At 74.3% G+C, this 15,121-nt stretch carries 13 protein-coding genes; 5 read left to right on the plus strand and 8 right to left on the minus strand.

The annotated features are described in order from the left end of the window. Window positions 1-125: 125 nt before the first annotated feature. Entirely contained in the window at window positions 126-491 is a 366-nt protein-coding gene (locus tag ACSNN8_RS23345; RefSeq protein ID WP_436651450.1) for an Hpt domain-containing protein, read from the plus strand. On the opposite strand, the gene ACSNN8_RS23350 is transcribed toward ACSNN8_RS23345, so the two are convergent. The 4 genes from ACSNN8_RS23350 to ACSNN8_RS23365 all read right to left on the minus strand — a co-directional run bounded on the left by ACSNN8_RS23350 (window position 488) and on the right by ACSNN8_RS23365 (window position 5,092). Next, entirely contained in the window at window positions 488-1,621 is a 1,134-nt protein-coding gene (locus tag ACSNN8_RS23350; RefSeq protein ID WP_436651452.1) for a response regulator, read from the minus strand. The genes ACSNN8_RS23345 and ACSNN8_RS23350 overlap by 4 nt on opposite strands. A gap of 69 nt (window positions 1,622-1,690) precedes the next feature. Beyond that, window positions 1,691-3,697 (minus strand): ATP-binding protein, encoded by a 2,007-nt coding sequence (locus ACSNN8_RS23355; protein ID WP_436651454.1) that lies wholly within the window; start codon window positions 3,695-3,697, stop codon window positions 1,691-1,693. 84 nt (window positions 3,698-3,781) lie between these two features. Continuing rightward, a complete protein-coding gene (locus ACSNN8_RS23360; protein WP_436651455.1) occupies window positions 3,782-4,204 on the minus strand; it encodes a response regulator in 423 nt (140 codons plus the stop codon). A 72-nt stretch (window positions 4,205-4,276) separates the two neighbouring features. After that, on the minus strand, window positions 4,277-5,092 hold the full coding sequence (locus ACSNN8_RS23365) for an SAM-dependent methyltransferase (RefSeq protein ID WP_436651457.1): 816 nt from the start codon (window positions 5,090-5,092) through the stop codon (window positions 4,277-4,279). An 81-nt stretch (window positions 5,093-5,173) separates the two neighbouring features. On the opposite strand from ACSNN8_RS23365, the gene ACSNN8_RS23370 reads away from it, so the two are divergent. Further along, window positions 5,174-7,090 (plus strand): PAS domain-containing hybrid sensor histidine kinase/response regulator, encoded by a 1,917-nt coding sequence (locus ACSNN8_RS23370; protein WP_436651458.1) that lies wholly within the window; start codon window positions 5,174-5,176, stop codon window positions 7,088-7,090. Here the strand turns inward: ACSNN8_RS23370 and ACSNN8_RS23375 are convergent. Next, entirely contained in the window at window positions 7,081-8,340 is a 1,260-nt protein-coding gene (locus ACSNN8_RS23375) for an AAA family ATPase (RefSeq protein ID WP_436651460.1), read from the minus strand. The two genes, ACSNN8_RS23370 and ACSNN8_RS23375, sit on opposite strands and share 10 nt — an antisense overlap. Before the next feature lie 106 nt (window positions 8,341-8,446). Next, window positions 8,447-9,205, minus strand: coding sequence for a hypothetical protein (locus tag ACSNN8_RS23380; protein WP_436651461.1), 759 nt, complete (start codon window positions 9,203-9,205; stop codon window positions 8,447-8,449). 161 nt (window positions 9,206-9,366) lie between these two features. Here ACSNN8_RS23380 and ACSNN8_RS23385 point away from each other — a divergent pair, with 161 nt between their 5' ends. Next, on the plus strand, window positions 9,367-10,905 hold the full coding sequence (locus tag ACSNN8_RS23385) for a PP2C family protein-serine/threonine phosphatase (protein WP_436651463.1): 1,539 nt from the start codon (window positions 9,367-9,369) through the stop codon (window positions 10,903-10,905). Window positions 10,906-11,830: 925 nt separating this feature from the next. Here the strand turns inward: ACSNN8_RS23385 and ACSNN8_RS23390 are convergent. Together ACSNN8_RS23390 and ACSNN8_RS23395 are read right to left on the minus strand one after the other, a co-directional pair. Then, on the minus strand, window positions 11,831-12,214 hold the full coding sequence (locus ACSNN8_RS23390) for an ATP-binding protein (protein ID WP_436651465.1): 384 nt from the start codon (window positions 12,212-12,214) through the stop codon (window positions 11,831-11,833). Next, window positions 12,211-12,561, minus strand: a complete 351-nt coding sequence (locus tag ACSNN8_RS23395) for an STAS domain-containing protein (RefSeq protein ID WP_436651466.1) — start codon at window positions 12,559-12,561, stop codon at window positions 12,211-12,213. The genes ACSNN8_RS23390 and ACSNN8_RS23395 overlap by 4 nt, the downstream gene beginning before the upstream one ends. A 136-nt stretch (window positions 12,562-12,697) precedes the next feature. On the opposite strand from ACSNN8_RS23395, the gene ACSNN8_RS23400 reads away from it, so the two are divergent. Continuing rightward, the gene (locus tag ACSNN8_RS23400) at window positions 12,698-13,417 is read left to right on the plus strand and encodes a laminin G domain-containing protein (protein WP_436651468.1); all 720 of its coding nucleotides are present in this window, start codon (window positions 12,698-12,700) and stop codon (window positions 13,415-13,417) included. 51 nt (window positions 13,418-13,468) lie between these two features. Beyond that, window positions 13,469-15,091, plus strand: a complete 1,623-nt coding sequence (locus ACSNN8_RS23405) for a protein kinase domain-containing protein (RefSeq protein ID WP_436651469.1) — start codon at window positions 13,469-13,471, stop codon at window positions 15,089-15,091. Window positions 15,092-15,121 lie beyond the last annotated feature (30 nt).

Genomic DNA, 15,121 nt, shown 5'->3' on the forward strand with positions numbered 1-15,121 from the left:
AGGCGGCGTCGTAGGACTATTCACCGAGACCCAGGCCACGGCACATCGGATTCTCCACTCGGTTATGCGACGGATCAGACCGAATCGCGCCCCCGCCGGCGAGGCGGAGACGCAGGATGGAGCGCATGGAGCGTAGCCGGGAGAACGAGATCCGCAAGCGCCTCGCCGACATCGCCGGCGACGAACCCGGCCCGGCCGAGCAGGCGTTGCTGGGCCGGCTCCTGCGCTCGTACCTCGACAAGGCCCCGGGCGGCATCGACCGGCTCGCCGAGCTGCTGCGCGGCGGGGACCCGGCGGCGCTGCGCGAGCACGCCCACGCGCTGAAGGGGTCGGCGTCCAACATCGGCGCGGACGGACTGGCAGCGGTGTTCGCGGAGATCGAGCACGCCGCCCGCGACGGCGGCGTGCCCGACCCCGACGTGACGCTCGGCCGGGTCGCCGCCGAGCAGGCACTGGTCTTCCCGGTGCTGGAACGGCTCGCGGCCGGCTAGAACCGCCGGGCGCCCGGCACGGCCAGCACCGGCTCGATGATCTCGATCATGCGGGCGAAGTTGTTCAGCCGGTCGAGCAGCAGCTCGGTGACGACCATGCCGCGGCCGATGAGCACCAGCCCGTTGGTGGCCACGATGTCCTCGGCGACGCGCATGCCGACCTCCAGGTCGACGACCCGCAGGCCGCGGACCCGCTCCTTGACCTGCACGCAGCCCTTGACCCGGCGCAGCGCGGCGAGCACCGCCAGGGCGCTGTGGTCGCGGCACTCGAGCACGGTGATCGCGCTCTCCACCTCGAGGCCGCGGCTCTCCAGCGTCTCGAAGTCCATCGCGGTGCGCACCACGTCGACGGCGGCCTCGACCAGCGGGCTCGGGTGCGGCGGCGGGTTGAGTCCCAGGCCGCGGACGATCTCGACCACGTCCTCGAGGTTCGGGATGGTCCGCAGCAGCTGCACGGCGACGCCGGGCAGGGCGTCGACCATGGCCTGCTCGTCGTCGGTGCAGGGCAGGCCCTTGTCGAGCTTGGCGAGCACGCTGGGCGGCAGCGTGACCGCGCCGAGCTGCGAGGCCATGGCGGCGACCTCGATCTCCCAGAGCGCGTCGAGCTGCATCTCGTGGCAGAGCTCGGACACCAGCGTACGGATGCGGCCGGCCCGGGCGAACGCGAGCGGGCTGGCCAGCTCGAGACAGCCGAACAGCGCCTGCAGGCTCGCCTTGAGCGTCTTGTCGAGCAGCTGCCGGTCGGCGGTCGCGCGGCCGTGCAGCTCCACCGCCTCGTGCACGGTGCCGCGCAGCTCGTCGGTGGAGACCGGCTTGGCCAGGTAGCGGTAGACGCCGCCGTCGTTGATCGCCGAGATCGCCGCGCTCAGGTCGCTCTGCGCGGTGTGCAGCACCCGGGTGGTGTCCGGATATTCGAGCTGGACCCGGCGCAGCAGCTCGACGCCGTCCATCTCGGGCATGCGCAGGTCGCTGATCACGGCCGCGACCGGGCCGGACTCGGCGAGCAGCCGCAGCGCCTCGGCGCCGCTGCCGGCGACGAGCACCTTGTGGTCGCGCCGCAGCTGCAGCGAGAGGGTCTCGAGGATGGCGCTCTCGTCGTCCACCAGCAGCACGGTCGGCCGTACGGTCATTCTCATCCCCCGCGAAACCTTCAAAGTGTCGTCCCTGTGTCCGGTTGATCGGACGCCCGGCGACGGCGGCTAAGCGTTTTGCGCGGCCGCACCGAGCGGCAACCGGATGAGCACCGTCGTGCCGTGCGGCGGGTGACCGCTGAGGCGGATGGTGCCCCCGTGCAGGTTGACGATCGTCCGGGCCAGGCTCAGCCCGAGCCCCTTGCCGGCGATGCCCTGGTGGCGCACGTTGCTGGCGCGGTAGAAGCGGTCGAAGACGCGGTCGCGCTCCTCGGCGGGCGTGCCGATGCCGTGGTCGGCCACGGTCAGCTCGGCCATGCCCGCGCGCTCGACCAGCACCACCCGCACGTCGCCGCCGCGCGGGCTGTACTTGATGGCGTTGGCGAGCAGGTCGTCGACCACCTGGCGCAGCCGCCGCCCGTCGCCGCGCAGCGGCAACGGCTCGTCGCGGTCGTGCAGCAGGCGCACCCCGTTGGCCACGGCGAGGGGGCGGGCCGCGGCCAGGGCGGCGGTGACGATCTGCGCCAGGTCCACCAGCTCGGCGCGCAGCGCGACGTGGCCGGAGTCGAGCCCGGCCAGGTCGAGCAGGGTCTCCACCACCGCGCGCAGGCTGGTGGCGTTGCGGTGCACCGCCTCGATCATCGCCCGGCTCTCCTCGTCGAGCCCGCCGGTCTCGTCGCCGAGCATCGACGCGCTCGCCACGATCGAGGTGAGCGGCGTGCGCATCTCGTGGCTGACCAGCGCGATGAAGTCGTCCTTGGCGCGCGTGAGCTGGCGGGCCAGGGCCTCGGCGCGGCGCAGCGCCAGGTAGACGCCGATCTGCGCGGCGACCCCGTCGAGCAGCAGCGTGAGCAGGTCCTCGTGCGGCTCGGGCCGGGTGCCGTAACAGGTCAGCACGCCCAGCACGGTGCCGGCGTCGCGCACCGGCACGGCCAGCACCGTCCGCAGCCCGGCCCGCAGGCACATCGCGGCGCGGCTGCGTTCCAGCGGGTCGCGCAGCGTCGCCGAGTCGGCGATGTCGGGCACCCACAGCGGCTTGCCGGTCGCCCAGACCCGCCCGGTGATGCCGGAGCCCTTGATCGGCGCGTAGCCGAGCACGTCGGTCAGGCCGCTGCCGGGCTTGCACCACCGGCCGCCCAGCTCCAGCTCGCCGGTGTCCTCGTCGGCCAGCCACAGCTCCGCGGCGGGCCAGCCCAGCGCGGCGCCGACCGCGGCCAGCACCCCGGGCGCCGCGGCGGCGGTGGAGCCGGCCGAGCGCAGCGCCTCCTCGACGGCCAGGTGGCACTCCCGGAAGCGCTCGGCCCGGCGCAGCGCGGTGACCTCGCGGGCGACCACGACGGCGCCCAGGCGGCGGCCCTCGTCGTCCACGATCGGCTGCGCGGTCGACGCGATGATCCGCTCCCGGCGGCCGGCGACCCGCACCACCAGGTCGGTGTCGACCCGCTCGCCGCGCGACGCCCGCTGCAGCGGGGTGTCCGACCAGGCGACCGGGCGGCCCTCGGCGTCGAACAGCGCCCCGGACGCCCGTTGCGGATAGTCCCGCGCCGCCTCGTCGGCGGGCAGGCCGATCAGCTCGCGGACCGGCCGGTTGACCAGCGCGACCTCGCCGTCGGCGCCGCACGCGATCACGCCGATCGGCAGGCTGTCGACGAGCGCGGCGAGGAACGACTGGCCGCCGGACGGCAGGGCCAGCGCGGCGATCTCGGCGAGGATGCGGGCGTGCTCGCCGGTCCAGTGGCGGGCGGCGGAGTCCAGCACGGCGAGCGCACCCACCGGGTACGCGCCGTCGAGCACGGGGACGGAGAGGAACGACGGCTGTTCGTCGTGCTGCACGGGATGGCCGGCCGAGACGGTCCAGCGGGCGATGTCGGCGTGCGGCGGCCCCTGCCCGCCGGCGAGCAGCACGCCGTCGCGGTCGACGATCGTGAGCTGGGCGTCGCGGGCCTGCAGCAGGCGGGCGGCGAGCCTGGCGAGGGCGTCGGGTGGCAGCGGGAGGGCCGGGAGCGCGCGCTTGGCCGTGCGGACCGCGCCGAGGCGGTCCGGATCGGCCAGAACGGCCTCGTCGACGACGACCATTGGGTTGCCCGATCCCCCGCGCGGCCCGCCCGCGGACGCGGACTTGCGCTCTTTATACCTGTTCCGCCGCGTGCCTCAGGCCAACTAGGCGGATACCGGCCAGCGCGCCGGGCAGGGACTGTCGGCCCCGAAGTGCCCGTGGGCGCCGAGCTCGGCCAGATCGTTGACGACCTCGCGGAGCTTGTCGTTGGGGCAGGGCTTGAGCAGCACGACGCAGACGCCCGCGGCGATCGGCGCGCTGTCGCCGGGGTGCAGGTGGCCGCTGAGCATGACCACGGGCGTGTCCCGCAGGTCGGGGTGCTCGCGGATCGCGCGGGTCAGCTCGAGGCCGTCCATGCGCGGCATGCCCAGGTCGGTCAGCACCACGTCGGGCCGGTCGTCGCGCGCCAGCTCGAGCGCGCGCACCCCGTCGGGCGCGTGCAGGACCGTGTACCCCGCCCGCTTGAGCAGCCGGGTCAGGACCAGGGCGATGTCTTCGTCGTCCTCGGCGATGAGTACTACGGGCATCTTCGCTCCGCTGGTCGGGGACACTTCCCCTAAGCATGGGCCCAGCACGTGCGCCGATGTGCCGATTTGGCGTTATGTCCTGCGAGCCACCCCGGCGAGCGACGCGTTCGCGGCGATGCCGCTCGCGCTGCTGCGACCGGGCGCCGGGCACCACTGCCCCATCGCCGCCACGCCGGGCGGGAGCAGCGGCCAGTCGCCGAACAGCGCGGCCGTCTCCCCGGCGTCACGGGTCACCATCGGCGCGGTGGTGTTGCTGTAGACGCGGCGCACCTGCTCGACCCTCGGCGAGGACTCCTTGCGGCAGGCGTGCGTGATCGCGAGCAGGCTGCCCGGCGCGACGGCGGTCCGGTACGCGTCGAGGGCGGCGCTCAGCCGGGCGGTGTCGGGGATGAAGTGGGCGACCGACACCAGCAGCAGGCACACCGGACGGGCCGGGTCGATCAGATCCCGTACCGGCGGGGAGGCGAGCACCCCGGCGGCGTCCAGCACGTCGGCGTGCAGCACGTCGGCGTTCGGGTCACCGGCGACCCGCCGCCGCCCGTGCACGAACGCGACCGGTTCGAGGTCGACGCCGACGATCCGGCTGCGGGGGCGCAGGCGGCGCGCCACGTCGTACCCGTCGCCGTCGGACGGGATGCCGCAGCCGAGGTCGAGGTACTGCTCGATGCCTGCCTCGGCGGCCAGCCGTACGGCCTCGGCCAGGAACTGCCGGTTGAAGCGCAGGATCTCCGGCAGCTCGGGCATCGCCGCGCGGGCGGCGGCCGCGGCGTGCCGGTCGACGGCGAAGTTGTGCGGGCCGCCGAGCAGGTGGTTGTAGATGCGCGCCACGCTCGGACGCTGCGGATCGACCTCGGGGAGGACCGCTTCCTGCTCCCCGAGCACGCTCATGGTTGCTCCCGCGGGCTCATGCGGCTCAGGGTAGGCAAAGCGGTCCGGCCGACCTACCGGAATCGATAAGCTGGTCCGGATATGGGAGGAACGTACGGGTCGACGCGGCACGCCGGACCGGCGGAGCTGCTCGACGCCGTCGTCCGCTCGGCCCACGACGCGATCTGGACCGTCGGCCTCGACTTCACCGTGACCTCGTGGAACCCCGCTGCGCAGCGGCTGCTCGGCTGGGCGGCGGACGAGATCATCGGGCGCAGCGCCGACCTGCTCGTCCCGCCCGAGCGGCGCGGCGACCAGCGCGAGATGCTCACGCTGCTCGAGGCCGGCGCCCGGCTGGAGCGCTTCCGCACCCACCGGCGGCACCGCGACGGCCGGTGGGTCCTCGTCACGCTCGCCATGTCGCCGCTGCGCGCGGACGACGAGCTGCTGGGTTACACCGTGATCGCCCGGGCGGTCGGCCCCCGCGAGCGGCTCGAGTCGAGCCTGCAGGCGCTGCTGGAGGCGGCGCCGGACGCGTTCGTCGGGGTGGGCGAGGACGGGCGGATCGCGCTGGCCAACACCCAGGCCGAGCAGCTGTTCGGGCAGAGCCCGGGCGGGCTGGACGGCCGCCGGATCGACGAGCTGGTCGTGCCGCCGCTCGGCGAGTCGTCCGCCACCGGCGCGGAGCCCGCGACCGCACGCCGCAGCGACGGCAGCACCGTGCCGGTCGAGGTGTCGGTGAGCCCGCTGCCCACCGAGGAGGGGCGGCTGCGCTGCGCGGTGATCCGCGACATCAGCGAACGGGTGCGCGCGCAGGACCGCGTACGGCATCTGCAGGCCGAGGCCGACCGGGCGCGCACCGAGGCGCAGCTGCAGCGCGCCCAGCGGCTCGAGGGCCTGGGCCAGCTCGCCGGCGGGGTGGCGCACGACTTCAACAACCTCATCGCGGTGATCGCCAACTACGCGACCTTCATCGCCGAGTCCGCGGCCGACGCCGGGCTCGACGAGATCGCCGGTGACGCCGCACAGATCTCCAAGGCGGCCCAGCGCGGCGCCGACCTGACCCACCAATTGCTCGCGTTCGCCCGGCGCGAGGTGGTGCGCCCGCGGCCGCTGAACCTGGGCGAGGTGGTCGCCGACGTCGAGCAGATGCTGCGCCGCTCGATCGGCGAGCACATCACGCTGGCCGTCCGCCTCGGCGAGGGCCTGCCGTCGGTGACCGCCGACCCGGGCCAGCTCGACCAGGTGCTGGTCAACCTCGCGGTGAACGCCCGCGACGCGATGCCGCGCGGCGGCGAGCTGACCATCGAGACCGACGCCCTCGACGTGGACGCCGACTACGCCTCGGGCCGCCCGCACCTGCGCCCGGGCCGGTACGTTCGGCTGCGGGTCAGCGACACCGGCACCGGGATGCCGCCGGAAGTGATCGAGCGGGCGTTCGAGCCGTTCTACACGACCAAGCCGGCCGGGCAGGGCACCGGGCTCGGGCTGGCCACGGTGTACGGCATCGTCACCGCGGCCGGCGGCGACCTGCACATCTACTCCGAGCAGGGCATGGGCACCACCTTCACGATCCTGCTGCCTGCCACCGACGCCGCCCCGGCCGCCGCGCCGGCCGAGCAGCCCACCCGCCCGAGCACGGCCCGGACGGGCACGATCCTCGCCGTCGAGGACGAGCCGGCGCTGCGCGGGGTGCTGCACCGCATCCTGCTCGGCGCGGGCCACCGGGTGCTGATCGCCCCGGACGGCCCGTCCGCGCTCGAGCTCGCCCAGGCGTACGAGGATCGGATCGACCTGCTGCTCACCGACGTGGTGATGCCGCACATGCTCGGCCGCGACCTGGCCGACCGCTTCGCCGAGCTGCGCCCCGGCGCCAAGGTGCTGTTCATGTCCGGCTACGCCCGCCCGGTGCTCGCCTCGCAAGGCACGCTCGCGCCCGGCGTCACGCTGGTCGAGAAGCCGTTCAGCAAGAACCAGCTGCTGGCCGCCGTCGACGAGGTGCTGGCGCCTCAGTTGTAGCGGTGGTCCGCGGCGGTGACGAAGTCGTCGAGCATCCGGATGAGCCCGTTCATCGACGCCTCCGGCAGCACCTCGGTCGCCGCGCGGCGGAACGCCTCGTCGCCGAGCTCGGCCCGCAGCCGGCTCAGGTCGGCCAGCTCGATCGGCGCGTCCGGCGAGCCCAGAGCGAGCTCGGTCGCGAACGCCCGGCAGTGCAGCGCAACCGCCGCCGGCAACCGCCCGGTCAGCGTGCAGACCAGGCCGAGCCGGTGCAGCCCCGAGGCCATCCCGGCGCGGTTGCCCGACTCGGCGTCGACGGCCAGCGCCTGCCGCAGGTGCCGCTCCGCCTCGGCCGGGTCGTCGTCGCCGGGCAGCAGGCCCAGCCGGTGCCGCCCGGCCGGCCCGGCCCGGCGGCCGAGCCGCTCGTCGACGGCCAGCGCCCGGCGGTGGTGGGCGGCCGCCTCCTCGTCGTCGCCCAGCCGGCCGGCGAGATCCCCGGCCCGGGCCGCGTGGTGGCGCACCTCGAGCAGGTCGTGCACCAGCACCTCGTCCACGATCGTGGCGATCGCCCCGGCCAGCGCGCGGCCGGCCGTGGGGTCGTCGAAGCCGGCCCAGCGCAACGGGTCGCCGATGCCGTTCGCGGCGAGCACGTCCTCGATCCGCCCGGCCACGTCGGCGAAGTCGGCGCCGCCCTGGCGCAGCAGCGTGTCGAGGTCCTCCAACGCCCGCGGGTGGCCGCCGCAGAAGGCCCAGGCCCGATCCTGCTGACCGGGCGGCAGCGCGGCGAGACCCGGCAGCAGGCTCGCCAGCCGCCGGCCGTCGCCGGACGTGAGCGGGCCGAGGTGCAGCTCGGCGAGACGGCGGTGGGCGTTGCCGGGCAGCGCGAACGGATAGCGGCTGGTGACCACCAGGCGGCGCGGCCCGGGCTCGCGGACCCACCCGGCCAGGAACCCGGCCAGCGCCGGATCGACCGGCTCGGCCCGCCCGCCCCCGCCGGGCCGCGGCACGGTCGCGAAGTCGTCGACCACCAGGGTGACCGGCTCCGTGATCGGGCGGGGCTCACCGAGAGCGATCATCACGTCGTCCACGGTGGCCGAGCCGGGCACCCGGACGGTCCGGCCGCCGGGCTGGTCCGGCTCGAGCCGGCGCAGCAGCTCGGCGACCAGACGGCTCTTGCCGATGCCCCCGGCGCCGTGCACGACGAGCCCGGCACGACAGGCGGCGCCGAGCAGCTCCCGCAGCTCGGCGCGGCGTCCCACGAACTCGGCCATGCGACTGGCTCCCGTCGGAGCGCGGCCCCGGGCGAACCGCGCATCACCGACGGTAAGGCTCCCGGGCGCGCGAGTCCACTACCTGACGTGCCGTGCTCGCACGGAATCAGCGCTCGGCGCGCTCCTGCTCCTCGGATTCCACGGAATCCTCCTCGCTGTGGCGCTGCGCGGGAACGGCCTCGCCGGCCTCCTCGGCGCCGTGCCGCGGCGCGGGCGTCTCGTCGTCGCCGAGGTCGCCGTTGACCTGCGGCTGGTCGACCCAGAGGGCGCGCAGCTGACCCTGCATGAAGGTGGTGAGGCGGGCGCGGTACTCCCGGTCGAACTGCTCCAGCGCCTCGATCTGCTGCTGCAGGGCCTCCCGCTTGGCGCCCAGGCTGCCGACCACGTCGTCGTAGCGCTGACGGGCCTGCAGGTTGAGGTGGTCGGCGTTCGCCTGCGCGTCGTCGGCGACCTGCGCGGCCTGCGCGCGGGCGTCGCTGACGATCTTCTCGGCGTTGCGGCGCGCCTCCTCCGTGCGGGCGTGCGAGTCGCGGGCGATCTGCTCGGCGGCGGCGCGCGCGTCGGAGAGGATCTTCTCGGCCTCGCGGCGGACGTTGTGGGCGTGCACCTGGGCGTCGCGGGCGACCTGCTCGGCGGCGGCGAGAGCGTCCGTACGGATCTTGTCGGCCTGGTGGTGGGCACGGGCGACGTGCTCCTCGGCCGTGCGCTGGGCGAGCGTCAGCACCTGCAGGGCCTGGTTGGGGTGCGCACCCGGCTGACCCGGCTGGGCGGGCGCGGCGGGCTGCTGGCCGTTCGGCTGGGCCTGCTGCGCGACGACCGGTTGCTCCGAGGTCTGGCTGTCCGTCGACGTCCCATTGAGCAGCACTTTGACACGATCCTTCATGCGGTTGTCGGACACTGGTGGACCTCCGTAATGGCGAGCATCGCGCGCGCTCACCAGGCACCGGGGCGGCGTGATCCGCGGGATGCTACCAAGCTGAGCAGGCAATTGACGAGAGCCCGTGTCGGTGGCTTTACGCTGGGCGCATGTCCGGCGACGAGGTGGCAACGGTCGTCCGGGAGATGCTGTCCGTCATCCCGGCCGGCTGCTCCTGGCTCCTGCCCGTGACCAGCGCCGACGGCGTGGTGCGCGACTTCCGCATCGGCGCCGCCAGCGGCAGCGGCAACGACATCTACCACCGCGGGACCAGCCGCGTCGACCGGCTGCTCAGCGAGCTCTATCCCAGCGTCGTCGGCGGCGAGCTCTGGCAGGTCTACCTCGACGTTCTGCGCACCGGCGAGCCCGGCGAGATGCGCGAGTTCACCTACGAGGAGAAAGAGGCCGGGGTCGTCGCACATTCACTCTTCGACGTGACCGTCCACCGGGTGCTCGACGGACTACTGGTCTGGTGGCAGCGCCTCGACGAGGACCGCCGCCGCCTGCAGCGCACCGAGCAGCTGGGCAGCCTCGGCTGGTCCGAGTACGACCTGATCACCGGCGAGTCCGCGTGGTCGCCGGGCATGTACCGCCTGTTCGACCGCGACCCGGCGCTGGGCCCGCTGAGCCGCTCGCAGCAGGCCGCCGCGATGCTCGCCGAGGACCGCGGGATCAGCGAGGCGGCGTGGCAGACCCTCGACAGCGGCGCCACCTCCGACGTGACCGTGCGCTTCCGCATCGGCGGGGCGGTCAAGCACCTGCGCATCCTCTCCGACGTGGTCACCGACGCCGACGGCGCGCCCCTGAAGATCAACGCCGTGGTGCAGGACGTCACCGCCGCGCGAAACTCCCGTACGGCCATCGAGCGGCTGCGCGACGAGGTGCGTACGCGCGAAATGACCGCCGTGGCCGAGCACCGCCTGGCCGCCCAGCTCCAGCACCTGATCCAGCCGGTGCCGCGCGACCCGGTGCCGCTGCCCGGCCTGCGCGTGCGGGTCACCTATCTGCCCGCCGAGAACACCGTCCGCGTGGGCGGCGACTGGTACCACGCCGAGACCCTGCCCGACGGCCGGGTGCTGCTCGCCGTGGGCGACGTGGCCGGGCACGGCCTGACCGCCGCCAACGGGATGGCCCACCTGCGCTTCGCCCTGATCGCGTGGCTCTCGATCGGCGTGCACGACCCGGCTCTGCTGCTGCGCCATCTAAACCGCCTCAGCGGCCGGCTGGCCCTCACCGGGACCGCCGTGCTGGCCCTCTACGACCCCACCGCCAGGTCGCTCACCTGGAGCCGCGCCGGTCACGCTCCCCCGCTGCTCGCCCGGGCCGGCCGCGCCGAGCCGCTGGCCCGCCCCCGAGGCCTGCTGCTGGGCGCCGACGACGACGCTTCGTACGAGACCGCAACCCCCCACCTGGCCGCCGGCGATCTGCTGCTGTTCTACACGGACGGCCTGGTCGAACGCCGCAGCGGCCCGTCCCTGCTGCCCACCTTGACCACCCTCCTGGCCTCGGCCTCGGATGCTCGCGCCCGCAGCGGAGACGCTGCCGTGAGCGTCGCTGCCGGATCGGGTCCGATGGGGGCGTTGACAGGCGCTCTCCAACGCCCCAGCCCGGATGACGACACCTGCTCCCTGCTCATCGAGGTCCTCTGACAGCGGCCCGGCCGCCCTTCCGTGGGTCGCCCACCATAGGCCCGGCCGCCCTCCGTGGGTCACCCACCACAGCGGGCCCGCCACCGCCCTTCCACAGGGCCGTCCGCCACACCAACGCCGCCGCCGTCCGCCACAGGGCCGCCCACCACAGCGGACCGCCACCGCCCCTTCACGGGACCGCCCACCACAGAGGCCCGCCGCCCGTCCTCCACCGCGGCCCGCTGCGCCCTCCCACCACAGCCGCTCACCAGCGCCACTCGTCACGGCCGCTCCGCTACCGCCCTGACACCTCGGCTGCCGCCACCCCCACCGACCACAGCGGCTCGACCACCGCCCTCGCGCCTCGGCCGCCCCCACCACAGCCGCTCCGCCACCGCCCTGGCACCTCAGCTGCCGCCACCCCCGCCGACCACAGCCGCTCGGCCACCGCCCTCGCGCCTCGGTCGCCCCCCACGCGTCTCGGCCGCCCCTCAACCACCACAGCCGCTCCGCCACCGCCTGACACCTCAGCTGCCGCCATCCCGCCCACCGCAGCCGCCGCGCCTCTGCGCCGCCCGTCCAGGCCCGCCGACCACAACGAACCCGCCGTCCGTCCGATCGCCCGCCGGCCATGCCGGCACCTAGCCCCCACCGCCGGTTATCCACAGGCGTCCCCGCCCCTCTCACCGCTTCTGTAGGGTCGCCCCTGGGTGGGCGGGGGTATGGGCGGCTGCTACCGGGTTGTCCACAGGCGTTCAGCGCGATCCCAGCCGAAGCCGCTATGGTCCGCCCCCAGGGCGGGCGGGGTTTGGGCTGGTGGGTTTGGGCTGGTGGTGTGCGGAGCGGCGTGGCGCAGAGCGGAGCGGCGCGGCGCGGATCGGCGACGCGCAAACCCGGGGGATCAGACCGACGCCACGACCAGGCCAATCTCGAACCGAGCGACCCCCTACCGAGCCCCGTCCAGATCCAGCGCCAACCGCACCCGCGTCCCTTCCTCGGCGGCTTCCACGTCCACCTCGTCGCAGATGCGCTCGACGATCGCCAGCCCCCGCCCGCGCAATGCATCGGCCGCGGGCATCCGTCGCCCCAGCGTCCGGATCCCGCCCCCGTCGATGACGTCGCACAGCACCCGGCCGTCGGAGGACCACAGGCGTACGACTCCCCCACCCGCGGTGTGCTGCAGCGTGTTCGTGGCGAGCTCGCTGACGGCGAGCGTGAGCAGGTCGGCGCGGTGCTCGGGCAGGCCCAGGCCGGTGGCGTGCGTGCGGACGAACTGGCGCACCTTGGCGAGGTCGCCCGGCTCGGCGTACGTCGTCTCGTACGGGCTCATCCGCCTGTCCCGCCGAGGAGCTCGCCGACGCCGGTGATGTCGAGGACGGACGCGACCGAGCCGGTGGGGTTGACCACCGAGACGCGGCCGCCGCGGGTGCGGGCCTCGTGGTGGGCGACGACCAGGCCGTGCACGCCGCTGGAGTCGAGGAACTCGACGGCGGCCAGGTCGACGATGACCAGCGGCGCGGAGCGGACCGCGGCCCGCAGGACGGCGTGCAGCTCGTCGCGGGCTGCGAGGTCGCACTCGCCGGCCAGGATGACCCGTACGTGACCGGCCTGTTCGTCGGTTCTCGCCTCGAAGCGGCCCATACCGTCGACCCACACCTCCCCTGCGCGACGGGTCACATCATGTCATCTGAGCTGCCCGATCCCAACGATGTCCGGCGGGTGGGCGAATCCGGCCCTTCCCTGTACAGGGGCAATCGAGCCTGCGTAGGATCAAAACGGCAAACAGCCCAAAGCGCTCCACCGGGGATGAACCATGAAGAAGCGGCGTCTGTGGATCGTCTCGGTGGCGACGGTGGGCCTGCTGGCCTGCGCGGGGAGCGCGGCGGTCGCCTCGCCCGACTACGAGCTGGCCTTCTGGACGATGAACGAGGCGCCCGGCGCCCGCACGATGCGTGACGTCACGGGCCACGGCTTCGACGGGCGCATCGGCGACGACGTCGCGGTGGGCGTCCGGTCGGGAGGGCGGATCGCGTACGGCTTCGAGCGCCTGGAGCCCGACACGCCGCCCGCGCGACCCGGCCACCTGGTGATCGTTCCCGACGACTCCCGGCTCGACCCGGGCTCGCGCGACTACGCGATCGGCATGCGGCTGCGCACCCGCGACCACTTCGGCAACATCATCCAAAAGGGCCAGGCCACCGTACGGGGTGGAAGCTTCAAGCTGCAGATCCCGAACGGGCGGGTGCAGTGCTGGTTCCGCGGCTCGGCGACCTCCCTGCTCGTGACGGCGCCGAAGCCCATCAACGACGGCGCCTGGCACACGGTCCGATGCGAGCGGACCCACGACGGTGTGACGCTGCTGATCGACGGGCGCGTGGTGGCGGAGCGTGCCGGCTGGACCGGTCCGATCGCCAACGCGTGGCCGATCGCGATCGGCGGGAAGACGGACTGCGACCAGGTGGACGTGGGCTGTGACTACTTCGCGGGCGACATCGATTACATCGCCGTGGACGTGGACGACCCCGGCTGGTAACAGCTCGTCACAGGAGTTGACACCCGTCCCGATCCGGGCGAATGTTCCCTGGTGAGCGATGACTGGCCGATTGCGGGAACCCTGCTCGCGGCGCGATACCGCCTGGTCACGCTCCTGGAGACCGGTGGCATGGCGGAGATCTGGCGCGCCGACGACGAGCTGCTGGGCCGCCCGGTCGCGGTGAAACTGCCCAAGGGCCCGCAGGTGGTCTGGCGCGAGGCCCGCATGGCCGCGAAGCTTCAGCACCCGGCGATCGCGGCGGTCCACGACTACCGGGAGGCGGTGCGCCCCGACGGCACCGTGGCGCCGTTCGTGGTGATGGAGCTGCTGGCCGGCGAGAGCGTCGCCGCCCGCCTCGAACGCGAGACGATCGAGCTGCCGGAGGCCGCCCGCATCGGCGCCGCGGTGGCCGACGCGCTGGCCGCGGCGCACGCGAACGGGGTCGTGCACCGCGACATCAAGCCCGGCAACGTCATGCTCACCCCCACCGGCGTGAAGATCCTCGACTTCGGCATCAGCGCGACCGCGGGCGAACCGGACGACGACGAGTCCGGCTCCACCTTCGGAACCCCGGCGTACGTCGCGCCCGAGCGTCTCGACGGCATGCCGGCCGAGCCCGCCACCGACGTGTACGGGCTGGGCGTGCTGCTGTTCGAGATGGTCACCGGCGACCCGCCCTACCCGGTCGACACGTGGGAGGAGCTGGCCGCCGCACGCGCCGAGGGCCCGCGGGTGCTCCCCGCCGACCTGCCCGCGGCCTTCCGCACCCTGGTCGAGCGCTGCCTGGCCGAAGCCCCCGAGGACCGCCCCGGTGCCGACGAGGTCCGCTTCGACCTGACCGCCCTGTGGCTCAAGCCCGAGACCGTCCCCGCCCCGCGCGCCACACTCGCCGAGTCCAGCACACCGGCGCAGTCCTTCGACGATCCCGGGCACCCGTACGCCGCCGGCAGCCCGGAAGAGGCCGCTCGCGCGGAAGGCGCCGGCCGCCCGGAAAGGGCCGGCCGCCCGGAAAGGGCCGGCCACCTGGAAAGGGCCGTCCGCCCGGAAAGCGCGGGCCACCCGGTGAGCGCCGAGCATGCCGGAAACGCGAGCCACGCGGCCGGCGCTGCCCGCCCCGAAAGCGCGAGCCGCCCCTACGCCACCGGCCGCGCCCAAGCCGCCACGATCCCGCTGACCCCCGCCCCCACCCGCCGCTGGGCCCTCGTGGCAGCGGTGGTGGTCCTGCTGGCGGCGGCCGGCGGCGCGCTGATCGCGATCAACTGGCCACGCCAGTCCGACGTGACCGCTGCCCCCGAGCTTCCCGCGCCCCCGGTGGTCGCCACCACGCCGACGGCGGCGCCGAAGATCGCCCCCAGCAGCGCCGCCCCCACCACGCCCGCGTACTCGCGCACCCCCAAGCCGACGCCCACCCTGGGCTTCGACGACGCGGTGGCCCGCTTCCGCAGCGCGGTGGAGGACGGCGCGGCCGGCGGGGACATCCGCTCGGACGTGGCGACCGACCTGCTCAATCTGCTCCAGCCGCTGGCCGGCGCCGACGGCAGCAACGTCGACGGCCAGGTCGACGCCCTCCGCCGCAAAATCAACGACCGCGCCGGCGAGGGCAGCGTCACCCCCGCCCGGGTCGCGGTCCTGCGCAGCCGCCTGGCCGACCTCAACCGAGCCGCGGGAATGTAGTCCCAAAAGCAGCCGCGAGAGACGGCCGCG

The organism is Actinoplanes sp. URMC 104, assembly GCF_051386375.1.
Lineage (GTDB): Bacteria > Actinomycetota > Actinomycetes > Mycobacteriales > Micromonosporaceae > Actinoplanes.